General features: G+C 63.6%; 16 protein-coding genes. 7 read left to right on the top strand and 9 right to left on the bottom strand.

Annotated elements, in window-relative coordinates:
- Positions 1-164: 164 nt before the first annotated feature.
- From MESCI_RS03305 to MESCI_RS03275, 7 genes are all read left to right on the top strand, one after another.
- On the top strand, positions 165-1373 hold the full coding sequence (locus tag MESCI_RS03305; RefSeq protein WP_013528530.1) for an ABC transporter substrate-binding protein: 1209 nt from the start codon (positions 165-167) through the stop codon (positions 1371-1373).
- A gap of 12 nt (positions 1374-1385) precedes the next feature.
- Positions 1386-2165, top strand: coding sequence for an ABC transporter ATP-binding protein (locus MESCI_RS03300; protein WP_013528529.1), 780 nt, complete (start codon positions 1386-1388; stop codon positions 2163-2165).
- Positions 2158-2868 carry an ABC transporter ATP-binding protein gene (locus tag MESCI_RS03295; protein ID WP_013528528.1) on the top strand — a complete coding sequence of 237 codons (711 nt, stop codon included), beginning with the start codon at positions 2158-2160 and terminating at the stop codon, positions 2866-2868. The genes MESCI_RS03300 and MESCI_RS03295 overlap by 8 nt, the downstream gene beginning before the upstream one ends.
- 7 nt (positions 2869-2875) lie before the next feature.
- Complete coding sequence (locus MESCI_RS03290) at positions 2876-3763, top strand: branched-chain amino acid ABC transporter permease (protein WP_013528527.1); 888 nt, start codon at positions 2876-2878, stop codon at positions 3761-3763.
- A gap of 22 nt (positions 3764-3785) precedes the next feature.
- Positions 3786-4757, top strand: coding sequence for a branched-chain amino acid ABC transporter permease (locus MESCI_RS03285; protein WP_013528526.1), 972 nt, complete (start codon positions 3786-3788; stop codon positions 4755-4757).
- 27 nt (positions 4758-4784) lie between these two features.
- The gene (locus tag MESCI_RS03280) at positions 4785-5432 is read left to right on the top strand and encodes a class I SAM-dependent methyltransferase (protein ID WP_013528525.1); all 648 of its coding nucleotides are present in this window, start codon (positions 4785-4787) and stop codon (positions 5430-5432) included.
- Between the two features lie 91 nt (positions 5433-5523).
- Complete coding sequence (locus MESCI_RS03275) at positions 5524-6582, top strand: aminopeptidase (RefSeq protein ID WP_013528524.1); 1059 nt, start codon at positions 5524-5526, stop codon at positions 6580-6582.
- An 82-nt stretch (positions 6583-6664) separates the two neighbouring features.
- Here the strand turns inward: MESCI_RS03275 and MESCI_RS03270 are convergent, their stop codons facing one another.
- From MESCI_RS03270 to MESCI_RS03230, 9 genes are all read right to left on the bottom strand, one after another.
- Positions 6665-6898: a hypothetical protein gene (locus MESCI_RS03270; protein ID WP_013528523.1), complete on the bottom strand. Its 234-nt coding sequence runs from the start codon at positions 6896-6898 to the stop codon at positions 6665-6667.
- Positions 6899-7001: 103 nt separating this feature from the next.
- Complete coding sequence (gene gloA2 / locus MESCI_RS03265; RefSeq protein ID WP_013528522.1) at positions 7002-7385, bottom strand: SMU1112c/YaeR family gloxylase I-like metalloprotein; 384 nt, start codon at positions 7383-7385, stop codon at positions 7002-7004.
- Positions 7386-7480: 95 nt separating this feature from the next.
- Positions 7481-8461, bottom strand: a complete 981-nt coding sequence (locus MESCI_RS03260) for a 2-dehydropantoate 2-reductase (RefSeq protein WP_013528521.1) — start codon at positions 8459-8461, stop codon at positions 7481-7483.
- Positions 8462-8463: 2 nt separating this feature from the next.
- Positions 8464-9990 carry an acyl--CoA ligase gene (locus MESCI_RS03255; protein ID WP_013528520.1) on the bottom strand — a complete coding sequence of 509 codons (1527 nt, stop codon included), beginning with the start codon at positions 9988-9990 and terminating at the stop codon, positions 8464-8466.
- Between the two features lie 88 nt (positions 9991-10078).
- Positions 10079-11665 carry a gamma-glutamyltransferase gene (gene ggt / locus MESCI_RS03250; RefSeq protein ID WP_013528519.1) on the bottom strand — a complete coding sequence of 529 codons (1587 nt, stop codon included), beginning with the start codon at positions 11663-11665 and terminating at the stop codon, positions 10079-10081.
- A 64-nt stretch (positions 11666-11729) separates the two neighbouring features.
- Positions 11730-12530, bottom strand: a complete 801-nt coding sequence (locus MESCI_RS03245; protein WP_013528518.1) for an ABC transporter permease — start codon at positions 12528-12530, stop codon at positions 11730-11732.
- Complete coding sequence (locus MESCI_RS03240; RefSeq protein WP_013528517.1) at positions 12527-13453, bottom strand: ABC transporter permease; 927 nt, start codon at positions 13451-13453, stop codon at positions 12527-12529. Before MESCI_RS03240 ends, MESCI_RS03245 begins: the two co-directional genes overlap by 4 nt.
- On the bottom strand, positions 13453-14535 hold the full coding sequence (locus MESCI_RS03235; protein WP_013528516.1) for an ABC transporter ATP-binding protein: 1083 nt from the start codon (positions 14533-14535) through the stop codon (positions 13453-13455). The genes MESCI_RS03240 and MESCI_RS03235 overlap by 1 nt, the downstream gene beginning before the upstream one ends.
- 82 nt (positions 14536-14617) lie before the next feature.
- Complete coding sequence (locus MESCI_RS03230; RefSeq protein WP_013528515.1) at positions 14618-15658, bottom strand: ABC transporter substrate-binding protein; 1041 nt, start codon at positions 15656-15658, stop codon at positions 14618-14620.
- Between the last annotated feature and the right edge of the window lie 124 nt (positions 15659-15782).

Raw genomic sequence — 15782 nt, 5'->3', positions numbered from 1 at the left:
CTCTCGCCCAAGGCTCGCGTTCCGCCGCCAAACCGTATCGCTTCGAACACTAAATCCCTAACGGCCTCTTGCCCTCTGTCCCTATCTTCCTCATGTTCAATACCATTGCGATGATCGATCGTAGGAGGGTCGGTCGGATTCATCGCTATGGGAGGAAGTCAACCATGAAGGTAAGCCTTTTCGTTTCCGCGGCACTTCTCGCCGCATCCGCGATCCCCGCTTCGGCCGCCGAAATTTCCGACGGCAAGGTCAAGATCGGCATCCTCAACGACCAGTCGGGCGTCTACGCCGACTTCGGCGGCAAGTGGTCGGTCGAGGCGGCCAAGATGGCCGTTGAGGATTTCGGCGGCAAGGTGCAGGGAGCGCCGATAGAAATCATCAGCGCCGACCACCAGAACAAGCCGGATATCGCCTCCAACATCGCCCGGCAGTGGTACGACACCGAGCAAGTCGATGCCATCATGGAACTGACGACCTCTTCGGTAGCGCTCGCCGTCCAGGGGATTTCCAAGGAAAAGAAGAAGATCGACATCGTCACCGGCGCGGCGACCACGGAGCTGACCGGCAAACAGTGCTCGCCCTACGGCTTCCACTGGGCCTATGACACTCACTCGCAGGCGGTGGGTACCGGCGGCTCTCTCGTGCAGCAGGGCGGCGACAGCTGGTTCTTCGTCACCGTCGACTATGCATTCGGCTACTCGCTGAAGGATCAGACCACCAAGTTCGTCGAAAGCCATGGCGGCAAGGTGCTGGGCGAGGTGCGTTATCCCTTGGGGTCGACCGATTATTCGTCCTTCCTGCTGCAGGCGCAATCGTCGGGCGCCAAGGTCATCGGCCTGGCCAATGCCGGCCTCGATACCTCCAACTCCATCAAGCAGGCGGCCGAATTCGGTATCGTGCAGGGCGGCCAGCGTCTTGCCGCACTCCTGTTCACGCTGGCCGAGGTGCATGGGCTTGGCCTTCAAGCGGCGCAGGGCGTCGTGTTGACCGAAGGCTATTACTGGGATCGCGACGACAAGAGCCGCGAATTCGGGCAGCGCTTTTTCAAGCGCACCAACCGCATGCCGAACATGATCCAGGCCGCGACCTATTCGGCGGTGACGCAGTATTTGAAGGCGATCGACAAGGCCGGCACGGACGAGACCGAAGCCGTCGCCAAGCAGCTGCATTCGATGCCTGTGGACGACGCGGTGATAACCAACGGCAAGGTGCAGGCGGACGGCAACATGGTCCACGACATGTACCTCTACCAGGTCAAGTCGCCAGCCGAGAGCACCAAGGATTGGGACTACTACAAATATCTCGCCACCATTCCAGGCAACGAGGCCTTCCTCAGCGAGAAGGAAAGCGGCTGTCCGACGGCCGGCCAGTGATCGGCGCGGCCGATGGCGCCGACTGACCTGGACGCGAACGAGCCGCGGGTTGTGCTTTCCGCCCGCGGGTTGCGACGCGACTTTGCCGGCTTCATCGCCGTCAAAAACGTCGATCTCGATGTCCGCCATGGCAACATCCATGCCCTGATCGGACCCAACGGCGCCGGCAAGACGACCGTCTTCAACCTGCTCACCAAGTTCCTGGCGCCGACCAGCGGCAGGATCGAGCTGCTTGGCCACGACATCACCCGCACCTCGCCGGCCAGGGTTGCGCGGATGGGGCTGGTGCGCTCGTTCCAGATATCGGCGATTTTTCCGCACCTCAGCGTGCTCGACAATGTCCGCGTCGCGCTGCAGCGGCCGGGTGGTCTTGCCGTTCAATTCTGGCGCTCGCTCGCGGCGCTCGACCGGCTGACCCCGCGCGCCGAGGAATTGCTGCGCTCGGTTGGTCTCGACGACGCCAGGAACAGGCTCGCCGGCGATCTTTCCTATGGCAGGAAACGCGTGCTGGAGATCGCCACGACGCTCGCGCTCGATCCGAAAGTGCTGCTGCTGGACGAGCCGATGGCCGGCATGGGGCACGAGGACGTGGCCACGGTTTCCAGCCTCATCCGTTCGGTTGCCAGGGATCGCGCCGTGCTGATGGTCGAGCACAATCTGACCGTGGTGGCCGACCTTTGCGACTGGATAACGGTCATGCAGCGCGGCGAGGTGCTGGCCGCTGGCGACTACGCCACCGTTAGCCGCGACGAGCGCGTCAAGATCGCCTATATGGGCACCGCCGATGACTAGTGCCGCACCTCTGCTTGCCGTCACCGGCCTCAACGCCTGGTATGGCGAGGGCCATGCGCTGCACGGTGTCGATCTGGAAGTGTTTGCCGGCGAGACGGTCACGCTGCTCGGCCGCAACGGCGTCGGCAAGACGACGACGCTGCGCGCCATCATGGGGTTGATCCGCAAGCGGACCGGCCGGATCGCCTTCGACGGCAAGGACCTGATGCGGCTGCCGCTGCACCGCACCGCCCATCAAGGCATCGGCTTCGTGCCGGAGGAGCGCGGCATCTTCGCAACGCTGACCGTGGACGAGAATCTGGTTCTGCCGCCGGTCGTCGCGCAGGGCGGCATGAGCGTCGAGGAGATATTCGATCTGTTCCCCAATCTGAAGGAGCGGCGCAACAGTCCCGGCACCAGGCTGTCGGGCGGCGAACAGCAGATGCTGGCGATCGCGCGCATGCTGCGAACCGGCGTGAAGATGCTGCTTCTCGACGAGCCGACGGAGGGGCTCGCTCCCGTCATCGTGCAGCGCATCGGCGCGTTGCTGGCGACGTTGAAAAAGCGCGGCATGACGATCCTGCTGGTCGAGCAGAACTTCCGCTTCGCCAGTCGCGTCGCCGACCGTTTCTACCTGATGGAGCACGGCAAGGTGGTGGCGGGTTTTCCGGTCGGCGAACTGCCGGACCGCATGGCGCAGCTCCACGAAGTCCTGGGTGTATGATGGCGCCATGACGATGATCTTCGGAATCCCGGTTCAGGCCTTTCTCGGCCAGCTGCTGGTCGGCCTGATCAACGGCTCGTTCTACGCCATGCTGAGCCTGGGCCTGGCTGTCATATTCGGCTTGCTGCGCGTCATCAATTTCGCCCATGGCGCCCAGTATATGTTCGGCGCCTTCGTCGGCTACCTGCTTCTCACCCATCTCGGCATCGGCTATTGGCCCGCTTTGATCCTTGTGCCGCTGATCGTTGGCGTCTTCGGCGTCGTGGTCGAGCGCCTGGCGCTGTCGAGGCTGTACGATCTCGATCCGCTCTACGGGCTGCTCTTCACCTTCGGCCTCGCGCTCGTGCTCGAAGGCATCTTCCGCTATTATTACGGCGTCTCGGGAAACCCCTATGCCGTGCCGCCGCTGCTTGCCGGCGGCACCAATCTCGGCTTCATGTTCCTGCCCAACTATCGCGGCTGGGTCGTGGTCGCCTCGCTGATCGTCTGCTTCGGCACCTGGGCGCTGATCGAGAAGACCAGGCTTGGATCCTATCTGCGCGCGGCAACCGAGAATCCCCGTCTCGTCCAGGCTTTCGGCGTCAACGTGCCGTTGCTGCTGACCCTCACCTACGGCCTTGGCTCCGCGCTGGCCGGGCTTGCCGGCATTCTGGCAGCACCGATCTACCAGGTGAGCCCGCTTATGGGATCGGACCTCATCATCGTCGTCTTCGCGGTGGTGGTGGTCGGCGGCATGGGATCGATCCTCGGTGCGATCATCACCGGCTACATGCTTGGCCTCGCCGAGGGCCTGACCAAGGTCTTCTACCCCGAGGCCTCCAATCTCGTGGTCTTCGTCATCATGGCCATCGTGCTTCTGGTCCGGCCGGCTGGCCTGTTCGGAAGGGACGCTTGACATGTCGGAAGGGACATCTGACATGACCGAACTGACGCTTGGCGAGGCATCGGCCAAAACCTCGGCACGGCTGGAATGGATGCTGGTCGGGCTCGGCATCCTGGCGCTGCTGGTAGCGCCTTTCCTGATCTATCCGATCTTCCTGATGAAGATGCTGTGTTTCGCGCTGTTTGCCTGCGCGTTCAATCTTCTGCTCGGCTATACCGGGCTCTTATCGTTCGGCCACGCCACCTTCTTCGGCGGCGCCGCCTACTTCACCGCGCATGCCGTCAAGGTCTGGGGCTGGCCGCCGGAAGCCGGCATTCTGCTCGGCATGGCGGGTGCGGCCTTGCTCGGCCTTGTCATGGGCTTTTTCGCCATTCGCCGGCAAGGCATCTATTTCGCCATGATCACGCTGGCGCTGTCGCAGATGTTCTTCTTCTTCTGCGTGCAGTCGCCCTTCACGCAAGGCGAGGACGGCATTCAGGGCGTGCCGCGCGGCATGCTGCTTGGCGTCCTCGACCTGAACGTCTCGCTGAACATGTATTACTTCGTGCTGGCGGTGTTCCTGATCGGCGTCTTCGCCATCTGGCGCATCGTCAACTCGCCGTTCGGCATGATCCTGCGCTCGATCCGCGAGAACGAGAACCGCGCCATTTCGCTGGGCTATTCCGTCGCCAACTACAAGCTGGGCGCCTTCGTCATGTCGGCGGCCCTGGCCGGGCTGGCCGGCTCGCTCAAGGCGATCGTTTTCCAGTTCGCCACGCTCACCGACGTCACCTGGCAGATGTCGGGCGAGGTGATCCTGATGACGCTTCTCGGCGGCATCGGCACCATGGTCGGGCCGATCATCGGCGCCAGCCTTGTCATCGGCCTGGAAAACACGCTTGCCACTTCCGGCTTTCCGGTGACCATCGCCACCGGCCTCATCTTCATGGTGTGCGTGCTGATCTTCCGGCGCGGCATCGTCGGCGAATTTTACGCGCGGATTTTCAAGCGGGCGGGCAAGGACTGAGCACCGGAACCTGGGGGCCGCACGCCAATGTTGGACAACTACGCGGTGGACGGGTTTGGCGTGATCCACCAGGTCGACTCCAAACCGATCAAGTATGACAAGCAGTACATTTCCTATTACGAGGACCTGAGTGACCGGACCATCAAGCTCGGATATCAGCGACTCGGCTGGGTGCTGGGGATCACTGGCGAGATTCCCCGGTCCGTGCTGGAGATTGGATATGGCACCGGCACATTCATCGAAGCCGCGAAAATAACCGGGGTCGCCGACTGCGCCGGCTGCGACATAACCAGGTTTCCGCTGCCCAAGGGCGTCCGCTTCGTCGATTGGGATGAGGCGCTCTCCAACTCGTGGGATCTCGTCGCCATGTTCGATGTGCTTGAGCATATCCCGGATCTGGGTTTCCTCGCCCGGCTTAAGGCCCGCTACCTGGCCGTCGCCGTCCCTTATTGCCGCTGGCGCGAGCTCGGCGCCGACGGCGACGCCTGGTTCCGGACGTGGCGTATGCGTCTTCCCGACGAGCACCTCCACCACTTCGATCGTGACTCGCTGGTGGCACTCCTCGCACACAGCGGCTTCGAATGCATGACGCTGAACTGCTTCGAGGACGGGATCAGACTGCGCCCTGGCGAAGTGGGTCCGAATATCCTGTCCGGATTCTTTAGAAAGCTATAGACCTCGATCAAATCGATGCGGCTGCTTGGGACCTGGGGCAATCGCGACAATCGCCCGATCGGTACGGGAGCACTGCTGTGGGCAAATCGTGATGCGCGCATTCTTTCGATTGGTTGCCGTTGTGATCGTGGTGTCCGGCGTGACCGGCTGCACCAGTGTTTCCTACTACGCGCAATCCGTGCAGGGTCATCTGCGGATCATGACGGCGCGCCAGGATGTCGGAAAACTGATCGAGGACCCTTCGACGCCGAAGGCATTGCGCGCTCGAATGGCATCGGCGAGCGCCATACGACAATTCGCAACGGATGAACTGGCGCTGCCCGACAACAACAGCTACCGCAGCTACGTCGATATCGGTCGGGACTCGGTGACATGGGCCGTCTTCGCCGCGCCGGCATTCTCGCTGACGCCGCGAACATGGTGTTTTCCCGTTTTCGGCTGCGTGCCCTACCGGGGATATTTCTCCAGGAAGTCCGCAATTGAAACCGCTGCCGAACTTCAAGGACAGGGCATGGATGTCTATGTGACGGGCATCACCGCATATTCCACGCTTGGCTGGTCGAGTGACCCGCTGCTGAGCACGATGTTCAGCGAGGATAAAACCTATCTTGCAGGGCTGGTGTTCCATGAACTGGCCCACCAGCGCGTCTACGTGCACGACGATTCCGCATTCAACGAGTCGTTCGCTGTCGCCGTCGAAACGACCGGCGTGAAAAAATGGCTGCGCGCGGCTGGCGATACCGCAGCATTGCGCCGTTACGAAGCCGCCCGGAGACGCAAAGCTGAATTTCTTGCGCTGGTGTCGCGGACCCGGGACGAGTTGGCGCAAGTCTATTCCAACGCCGGCACCTCGGAGCAAAAACTGGCCGCGAAGACGGCGGCGATCGAACGGCTGCGGATGCGCTACCGACACATGCGCGACAGGCGCTGGGGCCGATACCGGGGATACGATGCCTGGTTCGCTTCCCCGATCAACAATGCAAAGCTCGCCGCGACTTCCGTCTATAGCGATCGGGTGACCGCGTTTCTCCGCCTGTTCGATCTGTGCTCGGGCGACTATGTCAGGTTCTATGCGTCGGTCCGACGGATTGGCGCACTGGACCAAGCTCACCGTGCCGAAGCCCTTGCGGCGGCGGATAGCTGTTATTGAGCCGGCCAAATGGGAGGGCTCGGAGCGTCGGAGAACATGCGTCCGAAACCAACCAATCACACGGTTGAGATCGCGCGCGGTTCTACTGGTCCGAAAACTTCACGCTCACGCCGCGTTGCCGAAAATAAGCCTGCATCAACTTGCGGCCCGAGCGGTTGTTCTGCGCCAGCTTGGTCGGATCGAACACCGCCTGTTTTATCCCTTCTCGTGCCAGTGCCGCCTTTAGCGCCGCGATATGTGTGTCGATGTCGGCATTGTCCGCCCGGAGCGAGGCATAGATGCTCTCGGTCGCCTCGGCCACGGTCAGTTCGCTCATTGGTGTCGTCCTTTGGTTGGTTGGGCGGCGCTTAGCACAGATTCGCGGTCCGCCGATACCGAGACCGTCAGTACAAAGCGCCCATCGTGAAATCGAACCGTCCTTATGGGGCTTCGTAGAGTTCCAGCGGCAATCCATCCGGGTCCCTGAAAAAGGTAAACCGTTGGTCTGTGTATGGATCGATCCGGATTGGCTCGACGGCAACGCCTGCGGCTTCCAGCCGGATAATCACGGGATCAAGATGAGCCACCGCGAATGCCAGATGTCTCAGGCCTGTAGCCTCTGGGTGGGACGGCCGCATCGCCGGTGCAGGGAAGGAGAACAATTCCAGTTGGGCCGACCCGATCCGCAGATCCGCCTTCCATGACTGCCGCTCCTCCCGATAAACCTCCCGGATCAGATCGAGGCCGAGGAGTTCGACGTAGAACCGTCGCGACCGGTCGTAGTCGGTGCAGATGAGCGCGACGTGGTGAATGGCGTTCAGCATGCTGCTAACCCTGGTCAAGCTGGGAGATGAGGCCAAGGCGCTTCAAGGCCTGGATCGTCGCGCCCTCGCCACGGTGCTGATCAACCCCGAGCCCATTATCCATAACACCCGCGTTCCACCGCCAGCCGCCGCACCAGCGCCAGCACGGCATCGATGGTCGGGGTCGGCTTGTCCGTTAGCCTGCCAAGTTCCTGTACCGCGCTCACCAGCGCGTCGATCTCCATCGGCCGGCCACGCTCCAGGTCCTGCAGCATCGAGGTCTTGTGCTCGCCGACATCGCCGGCGCCCTTGATGCGCCGGTCGACCGCGATGGGAAAACGCACGCCGAGGCTTTCGCCGATCGCCTGCGCCTCCAGCATCATGGTGCGGGCGAGCGTGCGGGTGCCCTCGTCGGCAACGATCGCGGCAAGCGTGCTGCCGGTCAGCGCCGAGATCGGGTTGAAGGAGAGATTGCCCCACAGTTTTACCCAGATCTCGCTGCGGATGTCTTCGCGCACCGGCGCCTGCAAGCCGCCCTTGACCATCTCCTCGGCCAGAAGCGTGACCCGTTCGCTGCGCTCGCCCGAGGGTTCGCCGAGCGAGAAGCGTTTGCCCTCGACATGGCGGATGAGCCCCGGCGCATCTACCTCGACCGCGGGATAGACGACCGAGCCGATGACGCGGTCCGGTCCAATCCGCTGCCAGATCGCGCCGCCGGGATCGACCGCGTTCAGCCTGGTGCCTTCGAGTGGCCCGCCGACGCCGTGGAAATACCACCACGGCACGCCGTTCTGCATGGTGACGACTGATGTGTGGTCCCCAAGCAGCGGTGCGATCTGGTCGAGCGCCGGGGTGAGGGAATGGGCCTTCAGCGCCAGCACGACATAATCCTGCACGCCAAGTTCCTCGGCCTTGGCGGCGGCCCGGACGGGGACGGACGTCTCCTGGCCATCCTCGATCAGGCGCAGGCCATCTGCCTTGATCGCTTCCAGATGGGCGCCGCGCGCGACGATCGAGAGATCGGTGCGGCCGGCGGCGGCAAGCTTGGCAGCGAGATAGCCGCCGATCGCACCGGCGCCGAAGATGGTGATCTTCATCGTCAAAGCCCGAGTTTGGCGGCAAGGCCGATGCGCTGCAATTTGCCGGTCGCGCCCTTGGGGATCTCGTCCAGGATCAGGATCTTGCGCGGCACTTTGAAGTCGGCAAGCCGCGTCGCGGCATAGGTGCGGATGTCGCCCTCAGTGGCGCTGATGCCTTCGCGCAGCACAACCGCCGCCGCCACCTCCTCGCCAAGCTTGTCATGCGGCATGGCGAAGGTGACGACCTGCGCCACCGCCGGATGGTCCATCAGCACATCGTCGACCTCGAGTGGCGAGATCTTTTCGCCGCCGCGATTGATGATCTCCTTGAGCCGACCGGTGACCCTGAGATAGCCATCCCCGTCCAGCACGCCCTGGTCGCCGGTGTGGAACCAGCCATGCGCGAAAGCCGTGGCGTTGGCATCCGGGTTCTTTTCGTAGCCCGTCGTGACATTGGGCCCGCGGATGACGATCTCGCCGGTCTCGCCTGCATCGAGCAGCCGCCCGTCGGGCGCCATCACAGCCACCTCCGGCCCGGCGGAGGCACCAACGCTGCCGGGCTTGCGCTGGCCCGGCGGCAGCCGGTTCGAGGCCATCTGGTGAGCCGCCTCGGTCATCCCGTAGGATTCGATCACTGGGCAGCCGAAGGTCGCTTCCAGCTCGGTCATGACCTGCGCCGGCAGCGACGCCGAGGACGAGCGGATGAAGCGCAGGCGCGCCGCCGCCAGCGCCTCGGTGTTGCGTGCCGCGCGGGCCAGGATCGCCTGATGCATGGTCGGCACCGCCGTGTACCAGCTCGGCTGCGCCTCGCTCAGCCACTGGAAGAAGCGCAGCGCGTTGAAACCCGGCGTGCAGTAGATGCTGCCGCCGGCAGCCAGCGACGACAGCACGGCCGCGATCAGGCCGTGAATGTGGAACAGCGGCATGATATTGAGGCAACGGTCATCGGCCGTCAGGCCAAGGGTGCCGCCGATATGAGCTGCCGAGGCCGCGATGTTGGCATGGCTGAGCGGCACCAGTTTTGGACGCGATGTCGTGCCGGAGGTATGCAGCAGCAGCGCAATGTCGCTGTCTTGCGCCATGTCGGGCGGGGCCTTCGGTCCGATCGCCGCGCCCTCGATAGCAAAACTGCCGGCGGGTGTGCCGGGCTGCACGACAAGCCGCAGCACGCCGATGCCGAGGCGCTCGGCCACCGTCACCGCGGGGCCGGTCTCACCCTCCGCGACAAGGATCGCCTTGGCGCCGATGTCGGTCAGGTAGAAATCGAGCTCGTCGGCCCGGTAGGCGGGGTTGAGCGGCGCCGTCGAGGCGGCGGCCGCCACGGCGACGAAGGCGGTGGCCATCTCGGGCCCGTTCGGCAGCACGATCGCTACCCTGTCGCCGCGGCCGATGCCGCGCGCATGCAGCTGTTTTGCCGTGTCGGCGATCATGCTGCGCAATCCGCCATGGCTGAGCGTTGCCCTATCGAGCGCCAGAATGGCGGGGGCGTCGTCGGCGCCGGCGGCCAGACGGCGGGAGAGATCTGCGTGGGTTTCAGTTTGGGTCATGATCACCGGCTGGATTTCGAACGATTACTGGCGAGAGCCCTTCTGACGGGCTTGCCTCGATATGGGCGCCATTGGACAACGGATCGCCTCAATAGCCAAGCGCCAAACCATCCTTGCGCGGATCGGAAGCGCCGGTCAGCGTCCCCTTCTCCCAGTCGATCAGCACCACTTGCCCGCCGCCAAGCGGATGATGCGGTTCGGCGATGCGGTGGCCGCGCCGGCGCAGGCCCTCGGTTGCATCAGTGGGAACGCCACGCTCGGCTTCCACTGTGTCATCGTTGTAAAACACCCTCGGCGCATCCAGTGCCTGCTGCGGGTCCATGCCGAAATCGATCATGTTGGTGAGCAGGTGGACATGGCCAAACGGCTGGTAACCGCCGCCCATGACGCCGAACGGCATCACCACGCGGCCGTTCTTGGTCGCCATGCCCGGCATGATCGTGTGCATCGGCCGCTTGCCCGGCGCGATCGCGTTCGGATGCGCCGGGTCGAGGCGGAAGCTCGAACCACGGTTCTGCAGCACGATACCGGTCTTCGGGCCGACGACGCCGCTGCCGAACGAATAATAGGTCGAGTTGATGAAGGAGACCGCGTTGCGGTCGCGGTCGACGATGGAGATATAGACCGTGTCGCTGCCGGGCAGCTCGACGCGCGGCAGATGCGTCATGGCGCGGTCGCGGTCGATCTCGGCGCGTAGCCGGTCGGCATAGGCGCCGGACAGGAGCTGCTTCAGGGGCACCGGGACATGGTCCTGGTCGCCGACATAGCGGTCGCGGTCGCGGTAAGCCAGGCGCCCGGCCTCGATCTCCAGATGCAGGCGTTCGGCGCCATTGGGGTCGAGCCCGCCAAGCTCGAAGCCCGACAGCAAATTGAGCATCAAAAGCGCCGTCAGCCCCTGATTGTTCGGCGGCATCTGGTGGATCTCATGGCCGCCATAGGAGGTGCTGACCGGCGCCACATAGTCGCCTCTGGTCGCGGCAAAATCCTCGGCCGTATGAAGTCCGCCCAATTCGTTAAGCCGGCTCACCATATCGTCGGCGACCGCGCCTTCGTAGAAACCGGACCGGCCGTGTTTGGCGATGATGCGCAAGGTCGCCGCCAGTTCCGGCTGCCGATGGACGTCACCCGCCTTCGGCGCCCTGCCGCCGGGCAGGAAGATGCGCGCGGCATGCTCGTCGGCCGACAGGTCGGTCTCCGGCTCGGCCCAGTCGAAGGCGACGCGGTCGTGCACGACATAGCCGTTCTCGGCATAGTGAATGGCCGGCGCCAGCGCCTCGGCAAGGCCCTTGCGGCCATGGTCTTCGAGCAGGCGGCTCCAGGCGTCGACGGCGCCCGGTACGGTGACCGCATGCGGACCCTGCAGCGGGATGCGGTCGAAGCCTTTTTCGAGATACCAGCCGACCGTCGCCCTGGCCGGCGCCCGGCCGGAGCCGTTGAAGGCCAGCACATTGCCTTGTCCTCCGGGAGAATAAAGCACGAAGCAGTCGCCACCGATGCCCGTCGATTGCGGCTCGACCACACCCTGCACGGCGGCGGCGCAGACCGCGGCGTCCATGGCATTGCCGCCGGAGCGCAGCATGTCGATGGCCGCAAGCGTTGCAAGCGGATGCGAGGTCGCGGCAACCGCCTCGGTGGCACGAACCGGCGAGCGGCCGGGAAACTGGAAATCACGCATTCTGTCTGAATATCCCCTAGTCACTTCTGCAAATTGGTCACTTCTGCGAATTGATCTGGTGAAATCAATGCCGCCGGCCGAAGATCTGCGCAACCGACAACAGCACGACCGACAGAACGATCAGGCAGGTCGAGATGGCGGCGATCGTCGGGTCGATCTGGTCGCGCAGCGCATTGAACATGCGGCGCGTCAATGTCGTCGTCTCGCCGCCCGAGATGAACAGCGACACCACCACTTCGTCGAAGGAGGTGATGAAGGCGAACAGCGCGCCCGAGACGATCGAGAAGCGGATCTGCGGCATCGTCACCTGCCAGAAGGCGGCGACGCGGCCGGCGCCAAGGCTGCGCGCCACGCGCTCCTGGTCCATGTCGTAGGAGCGCAATCCAGACAGCACGGTCAGCACCACCAACGGCAGCGCCTGCACCGTATGCGCGATGACCAGGCCGGTCAGCGTGTTGTTGAGGCCGATGCGCGCATAGAGAAAGAAGGTGCCGATGCCGATCAGGATCACAGGGACGATCAGCGACGCCGTCAGCAGCGCGTTGATGGTGCCGTTGAAGCGCAGCGTGCCCCGGTTGATGGCATAGGCGGCCGCGGTGCCGAGCGGCGTCGCCATCAGCACGGTCATGACAGCCACCTTGACCGAGACGATCGTGGCATCGCGCCACTCCAGCGACCCGAAATAGGCCTGGTACCAGCGCAGCGACCATTGCTGCGGCGGGAATTGCAGCAGCGTCGAATCGGAAAACGACATGATGACGATGATGATCGACGGTGCGATCAGGAACAGCAGCACGAGGCCGCCGAGGCAATAGAGCCATAGGCGTTGCCGGTGCGAGATGGGCAGGCCGAGATCCCTACTCATCTCGAACTCCACACGCCGGTGGCACGCGCGCCGAGCAGCCACTGGAACAGGCCGAGAAGCGCCAGCGTCACCACCAGCAGCACCACGCCCAGTGCTGCACCCGCGCCCCAGTTTGAATAGAGGCTGGTGGTCTGTTCCATGCGCATCGCCCACATGATCACCTTGCCGCCGCCCATCAAAGCCGGCGTGACGAAGAAGCCCAGGCAGAGCACGAAGACGATGACCACGCCCGAGGCGAGGCCTGGCAGCGACAGCGGAAAGAAGATCTGCCGGAAGGTGGCAGTCGGGCCGGCGCCGAGATTCATGCCGGCGCGCAGGCAGTCGGTGTCGATGGTCTTCATCGAAGCGTAGAGCGGCAGCACCAAGAACGGCAGCAAGATGTGCGTCATGCCGATGACGACGCCGGAAAAATTGTTGGCGAGCGATAGCGGCTGGCTGATGATTCCGAGATCGATCAGCCAGCTGTTGATCAGTCCCTTGCGCTGCAGGATCACCAGCCAGGCATAGGTGCGCACCAGAACCGATGTCCAGAACGGCAGGATGACGAAGATCAGGCAGATCGACGCCGCCCGCCGCGGCAGTTGCGACAGCATGTAGGCCAAGGGATAGCCGAGCAGCACGCAGGCGCCGGTGACGATGAAGGCGACCTTGAAGGTGGTGATGAAGGTCTTGATGTAGGAGGCCTGCTCGAAGAATCGCGCATAATTGGCGGCGCTGAAGCCGCCCGCTTCGTCGAACAGCGACAGCCAGAACAGCCAGCCGATCGGCACGATGATGATGGCGAAGACCAGAAGCAGGCTTGGCGACAACAGCGCCAGCAGCCGTAGTGATTCACGCCGGGCGTCGGCGTGAAGTCCCTGCGTGTTGAGCTCCCGGCCTGCGGCGCTGCCGATCTCTTCCATGAGGGCGGGCTGCGCGCTCATCAGTCTGCCGCCACCAGGATCGTGTCCTGCGCATCGAGACCGAATGAGACTGGCTGGCCGGGCGCCGGCATTTTGGCCAGCACATCGCTGCGGCAATAGTCGCGCAAAGTCAGCTGGCGGCCGTCGCGCAACGCCGCGTAGCAGACGAAGCTGTCGCCCTGATAGATGATGTCGCTGACTTTCGCCTCGAGCACGTTGACGCCGCTTGTCGGTTCGGCGTCTGCCAGGAGCCGCAGCTTTTCCGGCCGCACCACCATCAGGTGCTGGCCAGCTGCCGGCACTGGTGCCGCGGTATGGATTCTCCGGTCCTCATACCAGACGGAGCCGTTGCGGCACTCGACCGGAATGAAATTCGATTCGCCGATGAAGCCGGCTACAAATCGCGTTTGCGGCCTGGCGTAGAGGGTTTCAGGCTTGTCGAGTTGTTCGATGCGCCCGGCGTTCATGACCGCGATGCGGTCGGACATGGTTATGGCTTCGCGCTGGTCGTGCGTGACATAGACGGTGGTCATGCCGAGCCGGCGATGCAGGGCGCGCAGCTCGATCTGCATGTGCTCGCGCAGGCCCTTGTCGAGCGCCGACAAGGGTTCGTCCATCAGCACGATGCGCGGCTCGAAGACGATGGCGCGTGCCAGCGCCACACGCTGTCGCTGGCCGCCGGAAAGCTGGTCGACCCGGCGTTCGCCCAGGCCCTGCAATTTCACCAGATCGAGCGCCTTCTCGACACGTTCGGCCGTCTCGGCGGCGGCGACGCCGCGCTGCTTCAGCGGAAAGGCGATGTTGTGGAAGACGTTCATGTGCGGAAACAGCGCGTAGTTCTGGAACACCATGCCGATGTTGCGCTTGTGCGGCGGCGTGGTGATGATCTCGTCGCCGCCGACCCTGATCGAGCCGGCATTGGCCCGCACGAAACCGGCCAGGATCATCAGCAGCGTCGTCTTGCCGGAACCGGAAGGGCCGAGCAGCGTCAGGAATTCGCCGGCCTCGACATCGAGGTTAAGGTCGCGCAGCACAGGCACGCTGCCAAATCGTTTCTCGATCCCGCGCATGCCGATGGGCAACGCGGATGGCGCAATGGACAAGATTTTTCGCTCCTTAGCCACAGAGAACAGGTGGCGAGGCAGTGGCTGGTTACGCTGCCCGCCGTAAGCTTGTGTCCGCGGCCTATTGCTGGACCAGATTGTTGAACTTTTCCGTCGCCTCGACCAGATTGTCGCGCCAGAATTCTGCATCCTGCAGCACCTGCTTCTTGACGTTTTCGGGCGCCGAATTGATGTCCTTGATCCTGTCCTGCGGGATCTTGCCGGTCTCGAAAGCCTTCTCGTTTACTGGGCCATTGTCGACGTAGAGCGGCAGATTGGCCTGCAGCTGCGGGCTGACGAACATCGCAAGCGCCTTCATCGCGGCTTCCTTGTTCTTGGCACCCTTGGGGATGACCATGCAGTCGGCGGTCAGCACGCCCTGGTCGAAGGAGAAGCTGACCGGCGCGCCTTCCTTCTTCAAGGTGCCGGCACGGCCGTTCCAGATGCTTGCCATGTCGACCTCGCCATCCTTGACCAATTGCATGGCCTGAGCGCCGGAGGTCCACCAGGCGTCGACATGGCCACGGATCTTGTCGACGGATTTCAGCGCGCCGTCGACATCCACGGGATAGACCTTGTCGATCGGCAGGCCCAAGGCGAGAGCCGCGACGCTCAGCGTTTCGGTCGCCTGGCTGCCGCTCAACGCGCGCCGTCCCGGGAATTTTTCCACGTTCCAGAAGTCGGCCCAGGTCTTGGGGCCTTTGTCGCCGAACACGTCGGTCCGGTAGATCAGCACGACGGAGGTGTAGGAAATGCCGACCCAGTCATCATGGACAAGCTTCGGGTTGATGCCGCTCTTGTCGATAATGCCGTAGTCGAGCTTCTCGAACAGCCCTTCCTTCGAGCCGCGTGCGCATTCGTCGGCGCCAAGCTCGGTGATGTCCCATTTCACCGCATTGCCGGTTACCTGCAGCCGTACGTCGTCGAGGCCGTTGGTGGTGTCCTCCTTGATGGTGATGCCGAGCGCGTCGGCGGTCGGCTTGAAAAACGCCTTGGTCTGCGCCTCCTGGTAGGTGCCGCCCCATGAGGCGACGGTGATGGTGTCGCCCGCCATGGCGGGGGCCGCCAGCGAGGCCATGAGGCCTGCCATCGCGGCAATGCTAACGCTTCTGGTCCTGTTCATTTTCGGCTCTCCAACCGGTGTTCCCATTGTTTTTGATTTCGCATGCTATTTTGTATACAATTTTGAGTGTAGCTTGGGGATCAGCGATGTCAACACCGATCGGCGCGCCTGGGGCCGTCAACCC

This window comes from Mesorhizobium ciceri biovar biserrulae WSM1271 (assembly GCF_000185905.1).
Lineage (GTDB): Bacteria > Pseudomonadota > Alphaproteobacteria > Rhizobiales > Rhizobiaceae > Mesorhizobium > Mesorhizobium ciceri.
Note: the sequence above shows the minus strand (reverse complement) of the source record. Positions and strands in the feature narration are given on the sequence as shown.

Excerpts from the sequence above, each read along its gene's own strand:
- MESCI_RS03305 (WP_013528530.1), top strand. The coding sequence starts at position 165 with ATGAAGGTAAGCCTTTTCGTTTCCGCGGCACTTCTCGCCGCATCCGCG.
- MESCI_RS03300 (WP_013528529.1), top strand. The coding sequence starts at position 1,386 with ATGGCGCCGACTGACCTGGACGCGAACGAGCCGCGGGTTGTGCTTTCC.
- MESCI_RS03295 (WP_013528528.1), top strand. The coding sequence starts at position 2,158 with ATGACTAGTGCCGCACCTCTGCTTGCCGTCACCGGCCTCAACGCCTGG.
- MESCI_RS03290 (WP_013528527.1), top strand. The coding sequence starts at position 2,876 with ATGACGATGATCTTCGGAATCCCGGTTCAGGCCTTTCTCGGCCAGCTG.
- MESCI_RS03285 (WP_013528526.1), top strand. The coding sequence starts at position 3,786 with ATGACCGAACTGACGCTTGGCGAGGCATCGGCCAAAACCTCGGCACGG.
- MESCI_RS03280 (WP_013528525.1), top strand. The coding sequence starts at position 4,785 with ATGTTGGACAACTACGCGGTGGACGGGTTTGGCGTGATCCACCAGGTC.
- MESCI_RS03275 (WP_013528524.1), top strand. The coding sequence starts at position 5,524 with ATGCGCGCATTCTTTCGATTGGTTGCCGTTGTGATCGTGGTGTCCGGC.
- MESCI_RS03270 (WP_013528523.1), bottom strand. The coding sequence starts at position 6,898 with ATGAGCGAACTGACCGTGGCCGAGGCGACCGAGAGCATCTATGCCTCG.
- gloA2 (WP_013528522.1), bottom strand. The coding sequence starts at position 7,385 with ATGCTGAACGCCATTCACCACGTCGCGCTCATCTGCACCGACTACGAC.
- MESCI_RS03260 (WP_013528521.1), bottom strand. The coding sequence starts at position 8,461 with ATGAAGATCACCATCTTCGGCGCCGGTGCGATCGGCGGCTATCTCGCT.
- MESCI_RS03255 (WP_013528520.1), bottom strand. The coding sequence starts at position 9,990 with ATGACCCAAACTGAAACCCACGCAGATCTCTCCCGCCGTCTGGCCGCC.
- ggt (WP_013528519.1), bottom strand. The coding sequence starts at position 11,665 with ATGCGTGATTTCCAGTTTCCCGGCCGCTCGCCGGTTCGTGCCACCGAG.
- MESCI_RS03245 (WP_013528518.1), bottom strand. The coding sequence starts at position 12,530 with ATGAGTAGGGATCTCGGCCTGCCCATCTCGCACCGGCAACGCCTATGG.
- MESCI_RS03240 (WP_013528517.1), bottom strand. The coding sequence starts at position 13,453 with ATGAGCGCGCAGCCCGCCCTCATGGAAGAGATCGGCAGCGCCGCAGGC.
- MESCI_RS03230 (WP_013528515.1), bottom strand. The coding sequence starts at position 15,658 with ATGAACAGGACCAGAAGCGTTAGCATTGCCGCGATGGCAGGCCTCATG.